We start from the raw sequence: 11,191 nt of genomic DNA, 5'->3' as shown, positions 1-11,191 counted from the left end.
GCGCGCCACGGTCAAGCAGCGCCAGCCGGCGCGGATTTGGCGGCGCGACCAGGCCGCCGAGTTCGACGGTGCCGGCGACCCGCAAGCGGCCAGCCATCGGCGTCAGGTAGAATCCAAGATCGACGGGACAGACAGGTCGGTTGAGCAGCGGCGCGTCGGTCTGGAATTCCAGATGGTAGCCGCGCTCGGTCTCTAGCGGAATCCTGTCGCCGGCCTGCGCGGCCAGTGCGCGCGACCGTGCACCGGCGGCGATCACCACCGTGCCAGCCTTGATGCGAACGCCGGGTCCGCTGAGCTGGACACCGTCAGCCTCGACCTGCAGCCCGGTGATCTCAGCCTGCTTCACCGATGCACCACGGGCACTCACCGCGCCCAGCAACCGCCGCATCACCATTGCCGGATCGGTGACATTGATCGAGTCGGGAAAATACACGCCATGCGCTGCTGTCGCCGGCAGGCCCGGCTCAAGCGCCGCCACCTGTTCGGGAGTCAGCACCTCTTGGTGGATGCCAAACCCAGCGCGCATTGCCCGGCCGCTGGCGCCAGCGGCAAAATCGCTCTCGCGGCGATAGAGGTAAAGACAGCCATTGCGGCGCAGCTGGTCCTCCAGCCCGGCCTCCCCGGCCATGTCTTCCCAGGCCGGGAGGGCGTCGGCCAGCAGTCCGGCGAGCGCCAGCGCATTGGCCCGGGTGGCCGCCGGCAGCGATTGCCGCATGAACCGAACGAGCCATGGCGCCAGCTGCAGCAGCGCCGGCCAGCGCAGCGAAAACGGGCTGTCGGGATCAAGCAGCAGCTTTGGCAACGCCCGCAGCACCGCAGGAGTGCCGACCGGCATGCAGGCATATTCGGCGATCGTTCCGGCATTGCCTGATGACGCGCCGGAGCCCGGCTCGTTCGGATCGATGAGCAGGACTTCGCGGCCGTCCGCGACAAGGCGAAGTGCCGTCGCCAGCCCGACAACTCCGGCGCCGACAATGGCGATTTCGACCGTTTCAGAAGCAGCCACTGTAGATCTTTCCGATTGACCGTGAAATCCAGTACCGATCATGTGGTCTCTTGGTTCGGGGTCACGGTCCAGTCTTGATCCCTGGAATCGAATAGGCCAGATCTTTCCGCGCCTCAGGCAACAGGCGTCCAGATCACGTCCTCGATTTTTTGCGCGCCGGTGGCCAGCATCGCCAGCCGGTCGAAGCCGAGCGCGATGCCGCTGGCCGGCGGCATGATGGCAAGCGCGGCGAGGAAATCCTCGTCGAGCGGATAGCGCTCGCCATAGATGCGCTGTTTCTCATCCATCTCGATGATGAAGCGCCGGCGCTGCTCCTTGGCGTCGGTCAGTTCGCCAAAGCCGTTGGCGAGTTCGACGCCGCAGCAATACAGCTCGAAGCGCTCCGCCACGCGTGGGTCGCGTGGGCTCGGCCGCGCCAGTGCCGCCTCGGCCACCGGATATTCGCACAGGATGGTCGTTCGTCCCTGCCCGAGCAACGGCTCGATCTTTTCCACCATCACCCGGCTGAACAGGTCGGCCCAGCTGTCGTCGGGCGCGGTACGCATGCCGGCCCGGATCAAGGCGGCGTACAGCGAGTCGCGATCGGTGCTGCCGTCGGCGGCGACCGTGGCCAGCAGATCGATGCCGGCATGGCGAGAGAAGGCATCTGCCACCGTCAGCCGTTCCGGCTCGGCGAACGGATCGCAGTCGCGGCCACGAAACGAGAAAAGAGTAGCCCCTGCCCTTGTCGCGGCCAGCGCCAGGAAGGCCGCGCAATCCTGCATCAGGCTCTCATAGGCTTCGCCCACGCGATACCATTCGAGCATGGTGAATTCGGGATGGTGCAAGGGGCCGCGCTCGCGGTTGCGGTAGACCGGGCCGAAGCTGAAAATCCTGATTTCACCGGCGGCGAGCAGCTTCTTGCAGGCAAACTCCGGCGAGGTGTGGAGATAGAGCGGCGCCCTTGCGCCGTCAGGCCCGACCGCTTCCGTGGCGAAAGCCGCCAGATGCGCCTCGTTGCCGGGTGAGACCTGCAGGGCTGCCGTTTCCACCTCGACGAAAATCATGGGCAGCGAACCAGTCGCGCAGGCTGGCGGCGATGCCGTTGCGCAGCATCAGCCGCGGGCGGCGGTCGGCATGAACGTCAGGCGTCCACCAGGGCGAAGCTTCGATCATGCGGCTCGGATCATGGTGGAATGGGGCTGGCGGCGGCGGCCAAGATGCGCTAGGCCCCCATCCAGCGCCGCACAAGCCGGCAAACGCCAGTCAACTCTTCTTGCAGGATTTAAAACCGTGGTGAAAGTCATCGCCAGTTCGCTCCGCAAAGGCAACGTCGTCGACAAGGACGGCAAGCTTTATGTGATCCTCTTTGCCGAAAACATCCACCCAGGCAAGGGCACGCCGGTAACGCAGCTCGACATGCGCCGCATCGGCGACGGGGTGAAGGTTTCGGAGCGCTACCGCACCACCGAGCAGGTTGAGCGCGCCTATGTGGAAGAGCGCGAACACACCTTCCTGTACCGTGATGGCGAAGGCTTTCATTTCATGAACCCGGAAAGCTACGATCAGGTCGCGGTATCCGAAGCCGTGGTCGGCGACATGGCGCCTTACCTGCTGGAAGGCATGGCCGTGCAGGTGTCGCAGTTCAACGGCATTGCCATTTCCCTGGTGCTGCCGCAGCGCGCCACCTTCGAAGTGGTGGAAACCGAGCCGACGACCAAGGGCCAGACGGCCTCGTCATCCTACAAGCCGGCCGTGCTGTCCAACGGCGTGCGCACCCTGGTGCCGCCGCACATCGCGCCGGGGACCCGCGTTGTGGTGATGACCGCCGATGGGGCCTATGTGGAGCGGGCGAAGGACTGAGGGTGCCGGGATCTTTTGCCTTCAGGGGTGAAGCGGGCGAAGGCGGTTATTCCTCAGCGATAGCTTCGCGCCATACGCCGAATGGGGCCGGAAGCGGACAGGCACCTAATGGGTTGCACATCGGAAAGGGTGTCGCCTACCCTGTCGACCTCTAGCCCTTCTTTCTACGGTTGTAGATACGAATTTCGTCTGTAAAGAACGTCCGCTTGGAAGAAGAAATAATGAAGCGCGATTCCAACCATTCTACAAGCTCAAGATTTTCGGGCGTTGTCGGTATCGTTGGTTGCTTCCAACCTGGCTCAATCTCCGAAAATGGCTTAGGCAATTGATTGAGCGTTGCCCATACCTCTTCGTCTGACAACGTCTTTTGGCATCTGTTAAACAGCGAAATCTGAGTCGCAATTGGCTTAGAATGTATAATTAGAGCTTGAGCCACTTCCGCACTCAAGCCACCCAAATCTGCACCGGCACGGTGGAATATCTGTCCGATAACCGACGCGCGATCTGGCAAACTGGCCAATGACGTCAAATCCATATCGGCAATGATCTTTAGCTTTCGATCGTCACTAATTTTTGAACTCAAAAGATTCTGACGAAAATCGTCGTCCAACGTAAACTTCGCTTTATCAGCCAGGTAACGATCAATGTTGTTCGCGACATAAACAACTCGTAGATTTTCCTTTCCATCTAAGAACGCAAAGCTGTCTTCTGCAAACGTTATGGTCCTCTCTTCAATCAATATTTGCAACTTTTCCAAGCTGACTCCACCTGGGAACTGCTTGAATTGCTTTGGAAGAGCTCGGATATAGGCCCTGTAGGCACTATCTCTAAAGTCACTATTCTTTAGCAGGAACTGGCGCAATGGCAGGGCAGACTCCTGATCCGCCACAGCGGTTGAAGAAAGAATGGACAGGGATTCGTCGTGATCCAAATAGGCTGTGAGTGTCATCGGATCAAAATTCTCGCTGGCCAAATATGCCAAGCAATTCTCCCATGAAGCTTCCATCTTTCGGTGGCGAAACATCATCGAATGTAGGCGTGCAGGAACTTGAACGAGTGAGGGAAGTTTTGCGGATTGCTTTGAGATGAACTGCTCAAGATATTTTCCATCGATTGCATCATGGCTGATCACTTCAATGATCGCCCACACCTCTTCTTCGGTATTGGTGTCTGATTGGAGAAGAATGTCCCTGAGATAGAGATCGAAATCACTTTTAATCTTGTCGACCAGGGATAGATTCTCAGTTCTCAAGACAGTTGTATAATGCTTGACTTGCAGGTCGCGCATAGCGGTCAAACCGTACACATCTCGAAACACGAACTCCAAGTTCTCAATAGAAAGTTCGTATTGCCCTTCTTCGGCTATCAGCCGGGCTATGGCCGGGTAATCCCTTATGCTCCTGAGATCTTTCAACTCAAATTTAAGTAGCGCCAATCGACTAGGTTCAAAATCGATCCCCAAAGCCAAGATTTTGGACAGGTTGATGGCGATATTCTCGGAGATTCCAGCAGCCTTCTGATGCAGAGATGAAATATCCCTCTCCGGCAGATGCGCAATCATCCGTGCAATATGGCTAGCGCTATCAGGAGACGAAATCGCGGTAGACACGAATCCTGGCCACCTGCTGGCTAGAGCAGATGTCAGTTCGGTGACGCGCTTTCCTCTTTCATAATAGATTGAAAAGAATGTACCACACGCGGAAAAATTTGAAGATATGTAGCCAATCAACTTCTCGATCTGCGAGCCATATTCGCGTGGGTCGCTGAACATGCAGTCAACCAGAGCTTTGTTGAGCGCGAAAGACTGACGGAAATCGTCTTCGCGCATTCCCGCAATAACTTCTTTGGGATTATCGATCTGAAAATCTGGTGCCGGATTGTTGAAGCTCCGTATCTGAATCAAGTACTTGTTGTCATTTGGGGATAGACGCCCCGAATGGAATAAAGATGTGTATTGATAATAGCTGTCGTCGAGAAATCCCTCAAGAACTAAAAACTTCACCAGCTCTTTGTTCTCACCAAAAGCCTCGAACAGCTCTCGCGTGCCTTTCGCGTCGTTCCGAATGATCTCGTTGAATTTTGTCGTACGCAGCGTCGAAATTTTCACCCTGAGATCTCGAACGGCTAGTGCAGCCGCGTCCTTGGCTTCGCCGGACTTGTGATGGAGCTCTGCTTTCCGTTCTTGGTAGGTTTTTTCAGAATTGACCTCTTTTTGCAAACCGCTGATGTTGATCCTCTGCGCGTGACCCTGCGGCGAACGAAATACGATCTCTGCCGCCTCAATGAGTTCGTCGAATTGTTGATGATTTCCAATAGTCTGTATTGCGTCGTTCCGCGCACCATTGAATTCGATCAAGGTGTAACCCAATGGCGCTTTCGTGAGCAACGTCAGTGCATAAATCTTGCGGAGTTCTTCCAAATCTGTGGGCAGTTGCTTTTCAGCATTGCTAATATCACGCTCTAATTCAGATATCTTATTTTTATAATTGATCTCCGAATTCGCGACATAATCATCATGCTTATGGAGTATACCTGCGACCTTCCCTTTTTCGCGGTGCAGTCTTCAAAATCGCTGGGGAGTACATTCTTGTAAATCAGGATAGCGAGCAGCTTGTTCGCATCGAGAATGTTCTCGCCATCCGTCTCCAGATTTGCGACGTAAACAGCGTACTCATTGAAGATATTTTGTATCAACCGCAGATCATTAAGGTAGCGCGACACCTCGCGCAGAAACTGACGATCAAGCCGTTTGTCTAGGGACAAACGCTCCCCTTGTTCAATAACTTTGTCGATCGAGTTAGAGCTATTTATAATCGGGATCACCGGAACGATAAATTCGAAGAATTTTGTCCGATCCGTGTTCACGAACATGTTGTCTCGAAGCGCATAGAGGAAACGTATCTGCCGCTTCACGCCTGCATTGGCGTTTATGAGACTGTTTATTTCGCGCAAGGTTACAAAGACGTCTGGATTATTAAACCTATCTAAATCCTCAATGATTACGAGGTCATACTTGGTTGATTGGAAGAAATAGATAATTTCATCCAAGTGCCGATTCAAAATTGACTCTTCTGCTGCGGTCTCCGGAGCGATCTCGATATCCCGTAGAGATATACTCTTCAGAGACACGCCTAAGCTCTTTACATATATGTAATGCAATAATTGCCACACAAACAAGAACCCTACTGAAAAACTAATGAAGTTAAACCAGTTAGTATAATCTCTAGGTTTGAAAAAAGCTCCACTTGTTATTTCTGTGCTGTTCTGCAGTAAGTGCCAGCAGGCGATCAAGCCAACCATAATGAATAAGGAAATGAGCCAGGACGACCATTGTGGCGACTGAATTCTCTTAAACCGTGACAGGGGTAGGTTATTGGCATCTGCGCCGTAGAGCATCTGTTGCAGGATGCTTCGTTCAATTTCCTGCTTGCTAACAGTGGCTCGTTGGGGATACCTGACCTCAGTTGTTGAGACCGATCCGTCAGCTTCAGGCAAGAAGGCCGCAAGAGATATTTGGAGGACCGGCCTTTCGTATTTGGTCAGGAATGTTTTTATGATGCTGCTTTTTCCTGAGCCGTATGGTCCGGTCAGCGCAATATTCGATACATTCGGATTGTTGGTTGCATAGGTTAGAGCATCCGAATAGATGCCGGACCTATCTGCTTTGTCGGTCGGTGCAAGATCGACATACCTGGGGGGTGGGGCGCCTGCGTCATGGTCGACTAAACGGAGCCATAGCTTTGAAAAAAAGGTCAAATTGGCCACCGGACTCCAGATTCAGATGTTCTTACTTTGTACCAAATTCGTTGGCGGCTTCAAACAAGAATCGGCTGTAGCGCACAGAATTCCAGGATACGTATTTTGCGTATACTGGTCTCCGTCGTGACAAGTTAGAAGCGCTGACTTGCCTAGATCGCTTCGGCGTTGACGCTGGGACCAAAACGCCCCTTCTACGATCCGTCGAATGACGGCTCATGGGATAGGTCTATTGGCAGTCGAACGTCCGACATTGGGCGCGTTACCGCCCAGCCGTAACTCCCCTCGCTGCGGTCGTTAGCCTTTCGCTCCGGCACGGAAAGCTCCTGCCCGAAGCTACCGCTCGAAACGAGCCTTCAATGCCGCATCGGCCCCCCCCGATCCGGACTGCATTCAGGATGGCCAAAGCGGCTTCACCCGCTCAACGCGATATCTTTTCTCGAACTCACGGAGCACCATTTCGAGCGTTGCCTCAAAAGCACCCTGATCGAACATCATCGATTTCTTCGCCTCGTGAAGGTAGCGCCAGTCGGTAAAGGCATCTTGGTGTTGATGCAGAATGTGGCGAATGCTGTAGTCCATGTAGAAACCGTTGGGATGATACGGGAGCACTGACCTTTTGAACTCAGCGTCGAGTTTCTCTTGGCTTTCGGGCTTTAGGCGATCAAACAGCTTCATCAAATTGTGCGATTTGGCAACTCTTGGATCGTCGTGGTCGAAGACGAACCACGCTTTGAGTGCTAGCTCCATCGAAAGCGCCAAAAGCATCGGTTCAACACCGACGTGTTCGCGTTCGCTCAGGTCTGCATGCTCTCCGAATTCTCGACTTGGAAAGCTCTGAGTTTTTCGAAAGATCGCCTTTGCGGCTTCCCCGATCCTAATGGCAGTCGATAAGCGCGCACTCATTAGAGATCCATTGATGTAAACTGGCTCTGGAGCTTGTCCCGAGATATTGCAAGAACGCAATCGCTTAGGCTAGGTGGCACGGAATGAGGTGCATAGCCGCCATTCATCCGTGAACTCGCCTATATCCGCACCAGGTCAAATGCGACCGTTCTATGGGTCGCATTTTGCTCGCTTAAGCCGGTTCAGCAAGCGGAGTAGGCGTCACGCCTCAGCGGCACGCCACCACCCTCACCCAGCCACCCGCTTCCGTCGTTTCCCCTTCCCGCCCTCGCCTCAACCGCCTTCTCCACCTGCCGCTTCAGCTCGTCCTGGTATCCACTGTCTCGTTCATCAGCGCGCCGATTTCAGGAAGTCGAGCACGCGGTACTTCGACACCCCCGGGCGGATCAATATGTCGGGGTGCGCCGTCAGGCCGGCTGAGGTCATGCGTGTCTCGATCACTAACCGAAGACGACAAGGCGTCGCGATATTTTTCATGAAGCGTGTCGCAAAGCGCCCACGCGGTTCGTCCTTTGACGGAAAGGGAGAGCGCTATGCGAAAACTTATAGTAACCGAATTCATCAGCGTCGATGGCATTGCTGAGGTCGAGAAGCTGCCCAGCGTGACCTGGAACGACGAGATGAACAGGTTCAAGGAGGACGAGCTTGCCGACAGCGGCGCCATGCTTTTGGGGCGCGCGACCTATGAGATCTTTGCCGGCTCCTGGCCAACGGAAACCGGAGATTTTGCCGACCGGTTCAACGCGTTGCCGAAATATGTCGCGTCAAACAGCCTGAAGGCGCTCGACTGGAAGCCGGCCGAATTGCTGAAGGGACCGTTGCCGGAAGCGGTCAGGACGCTGAAGCAAGGCAGCGGCGGCAACATCTACGTGCATGGCAGCCTCAGCGTCGCGCAGGAATTGCTGCGCCACGGCCTGGTCGACCGCTTCAGGCTGCTCAGCTATCCGGGCGCGGTTGGCCAGGGCAAGCCGCTTTTCCCAGGCGGCGCGGCCGTGTCGCTCGAACTGATTTCCGCAAAACCATTTAGCAACGGCGTGGTGGCGCTAGAGTATGCACCGGTGACGGCGAAATCGTAGGTCGGTTGGGCTCTCTCCTTCCAGGTGGGAGGACGATGCACCTCACCCGACCTGTTTCCCCCGCCTCCTCTTGATGGCGGCGCTATTCCTCGCCTCAACCACCCTCTCCACCTGCCGCTTCAGCTCGTCCTTGATATCCACCGTCTCGTTCATCAAGGCGTCGATCTTCAGGAAATCGAGCACGCGGTATCTCGACACTGCCGGGCGGACCAGGATGTCCGGGCGGCATTGTTTCAGCTTGTTGGCGATGATCGACTGCATCATCAATTGCGTGGCGCCGAACATCAGGTCGACGGAGGTCGGCTGTTTGCGGTCGGCCTCTTCCGGTGCGCCGACCACGTCGACGCCGATGATGATGTCGGCGTCGTTTTCGATCAGGTCGAACGGCACGGGGTTGTAGATGCCGCCGTCGATCAGCAGCCTGCCGTCGCGCGTCACCGGCCGGAACACGGCGGGGATGGCGGCCGAGGCCGCCAGCGCCGAGTGCAGGTCGCCGTCTTCGAAGACCGCGAGCTTGTGGCCGAAATAGTCGGTCGCCGTCACCTTGAGCGGGATTTTCAACTCGGCAAAGGTTTCGGGGATAGCGTCGGGCAGAAAGGCCTTCAGGATGCGCTCGACATTGAACTGGCTGACGCGGATGCCGCCCTGCATGGCTTCGGCGATGGTGCCCGGCCGCGCCCGCCACATGCGGCTCGCCACTTGGGCGCGGCGGCCGAGGATCGAGCGGGCATAGTCGTGGATGTCCTTGCCGGTCATGCCCGATGCCATGCCGGCGCCCATGATGGCGCCGATCGACGAGCCGGCAATCGCCACCGGCTTGATGCCCAGTTCGTCCAGCGCCTCGATGACATGGATATGCGCCAGCCCGCGCGCGCCGCCGCCGCCGAAGGCGATGCCGAAGCTAGGCGCCATGGTGCGCGGCTCCAGCCTCGTTTCTGGCCGGCGATGGAGACCGCCAATTGTTGAAGTTGGCGCCGCCCCTCACCTGCCTGCCGGCATCCTCTCCCCGTATAGTGACGGGGAGAAGGGTGCTGCCATCGCCGATTTCGCCAATCACCAAGGTTGCCAGGTGGGGGCCGAGGTTGCGGCCAACCACCTTCTCCCCGTTACTATACGGGGAGAAGTGCCCGGCAGGGCGATGAGGGGCGGCGCCGGCGTCCGGAAAAGAGAAATGCGTGCCCGCTCTCATCCCTTGCCGGCTCCTGCCAGCTTCGGGCCGATGACCATGATGGTCGGCTCGGCGGTCAGCAGCTTCTTCGCCGCCGCCTTGACCTGATCGAGCGTCACCGCGTTGATGTAGCCGGCGCGGCGCTGCATGTAGTCGATGCCGAGATCGTCGAGCTGCAGTTCGACCAGCGTCGAGGCGATGGCGCTGGACGAGTCCAGATTGTTGATGGCGTAGGCGCCGATCATGTATTTCTTGGTGGCCGCCAGTTCCGCTTCGGTCGGGCCTTCTTCGGCCAGTCGCTTGACCACATCGCGGATGATGCCCAGCGTTTCGGACGCGCGGTCGGAGCGGGTGCCGGTGCTGACGATCAGCGCGCTGGCGTGGTCCTGGTTGATGAGCGAGGAGTTGACGCTGTAGGCCAGCCCGCGCTTCTCGCGCACCTCCTGGAACAGGCGCGAGGTGAAGGTGCCGCCGCCAAGAATCTCGTTCATCAGCACGGCGGGGAAGAAATCCGCCGCCTTGCGCTTCACGCCGGGAAAAGCGAGCTGCAGGGAGGTCTGCGGCAGGTCGTAGTCGACCTCGATATGCTGCGCCAGCTTCGGGTCGATATCGGCCACCGGCCTCAGCGCCTGGTTTTGCGGCAGGTCGCCAAACACCATGTCGAGCTTCTTCTTCAGCGTCTCCGCGTCGATGGCGCCGACCACGGCGACACGCAGGCCGCCGCGAGCGAACACCGCTTTGTGCAGGGCTTTGAGATCATCGCGCGTGATGGTGGCGATGCTTTCCTTGGTGCCCTGGTCGGAGCGGGAATAGGGATGATCGCCATAAAGCGCTCGCGCCCATTTGTTCTGCGCCACCGTGTCGGGATCGTTTTCGCCGGCGATGATGCCGGACAGGATCTGGGCGCGGATGCGGTCGATCGGCAGCTGGTCGAAGCGCGGCTCGTTGACCGCCAGCCGCAACAGGTCGAAGGCCTGGTCGCGCTGCTCGGCCAGCATGCGCATCGAGCCGTAGATGCCGTCGCGGCTCTCGTCGAAGCTCATCTCGGCGCCGGCATCGTCGAGCTTGATCTGGAAGTCTTCGCTGTCGAGCGGGCCGGCGCCTTCGTCGAACAGGCCGGTCATCAGATTGGCCAGCCCTTCCTTGCCGACAGGATCCTGCGTCGAGCCGCCGCCGAAGACGAAGCGGATGGCGACAACCGGCACGGAATAGTCCTCGACCAGCCAGGCGGTGATGCCCTTTGGCGAGGTGACGGACTGGATGTCCATGGCCCGCGCGGTGAGTGCCGGCAGGATGAGGAAGAGGATGGAGAGAAGTAAAGTGATCAGCGGGGCGATGGCGCGGCTCGGGGTGGTCGTTCCAAACGAACAATTGTCGAAGTCGGCGCCGCCCCTCATCGCCCTGCCGGGCACTTCTCCCCGTATAGTGACGGGGAGA

At 57.6% G+C, this 11,191-nt stretch carries 8 protein-coding genes and 1 pseudogene; 2 read left to right on the top strand and 7 right to left on the bottom strand.

Going from position 1 to position 11,191, the window contains the following annotated elements:
• Both EOB59_RS14935 and epmA read right to left on the bottom strand, forming a co-directional pair.
• Positions 1 to 1,006 (bottom strand): FAD-dependent oxidoreductase (locus EOB59_RS14935; protein ID WP_245486631.1); only part of this gene is annotated, 1,006 nt, incomplete at its 3' end.
• Positions 1,007 to 1,119: 113 nt separating this feature from the next.
• Positions 1,120 to 2,161: pseudogene (gene epmA / locus EOB59_RS14930) on the bottom strand (EF-P lysine aminoacylase EpmA).
• 117 nt (positions 2,162 to 2,278) lie between these two features.
• Between epmA and efp the strand changes: the two are divergent.
• The gene (efp, locus tag EOB59_RS14925; protein ID WP_027038615.1) at positions 2,279 to 2,848 is read left to right on the top strand and encodes an elongation factor P; all 570 of its coding nucleotides are present in this window, start codon (positions 2,279 to 2,281) and stop codon (positions 2,846 to 2,848) included.
• A gap of 151 nt (positions 2,849 to 2,999) precedes the next feature.
• On the opposite strand, the gene EOB59_RS14920 is transcribed toward efp, so the two are convergent.
• From EOB59_RS14920 to EOB59_RS14910, 3 genes are all read right to left on the bottom strand, one after another.
• Complete coding sequence (locus EOB59_RS14920) at positions 3,000 to 5,267, bottom strand: ATP-binding protein (protein ID WP_128288667.1); 2,268 nt, start codon at positions 5,265 to 5,267, stop codon at positions 3,000 to 3,002.
• A 41-nt stretch (positions 5,268 to 5,308) separates the two neighbouring features.
• Entirely contained in the window at positions 5,309 to 6,613 is a 1,305-nt protein-coding gene (locus EOB59_RS14915; RefSeq protein ID WP_128288666.1) for a hypothetical protein, read from the bottom strand.
• A gap of 384 nt (positions 6,614 to 6,997) precedes the next feature.
• Positions 6,998 to 7,510 (bottom strand): hypothetical protein, encoded by a 513-nt coding sequence (locus tag EOB59_RS14910; protein ID WP_128288665.1) that lies wholly within the window; start codon positions 7,508 to 7,510, stop codon positions 6,998 to 7,000.
• Between the two features lie 533 nt (positions 7,511 to 8,043).
• Between EOB59_RS14910 and EOB59_RS14900 the strand changes: the two genes are divergently transcribed.
• Positions 8,044 to 8,586: a dihydrofolate reductase family protein gene (locus tag EOB59_RS14900; protein ID WP_128288664.1), complete on the top strand. Its 543-nt coding sequence runs from the start codon at positions 8,044 to 8,046 to the stop codon at positions 8,584 to 8,586.
• Between the two features lie 42 nt (positions 8,587 to 8,628).
• Here the strand turns inward: EOB59_RS14900 and EOB59_RS14895 are convergent, their stop codons facing one another.
• Together EOB59_RS14895 and EOB59_RS14885 are read right to left on the bottom strand one after the other, a co-directional pair.
• Positions 8,629 to 9,498 (bottom strand): patatin-like phospholipase family protein, encoded by an 870-nt coding sequence (locus EOB59_RS14895; protein WP_128288663.1) that lies wholly within the window; start codon positions 9,496 to 9,498, stop codon positions 8,629 to 8,631.
• A 273-nt stretch (positions 9,499 to 9,771) separates the two neighbouring features.
• On the bottom strand, positions 9,772 to 11,151 hold the full coding sequence (locus EOB59_RS14885; protein ID WP_245486635.1) for a pitrilysin family protein: 1,380 nt from the start codon (positions 11,149 to 11,151) through the stop codon (positions 9,772 to 9,774).
• Between the last annotated feature and the right edge of the window lie 40 nt (positions 11,152 to 11,191).

Source organism: Mesorhizobium sp. M7A.F.Ca.MR.176.00.0.0 (assembly GCF_004023165.1).
Taxonomy (GTDB): Bacteria; Pseudomonadota; Alphaproteobacteria; order Rhizobiales; family Rhizobiaceae; genus Mesorhizobium.
Note: the sequence above shows the minus strand (reverse complement) of the source record. Positions and strands in the feature narration are given on the sequence as shown.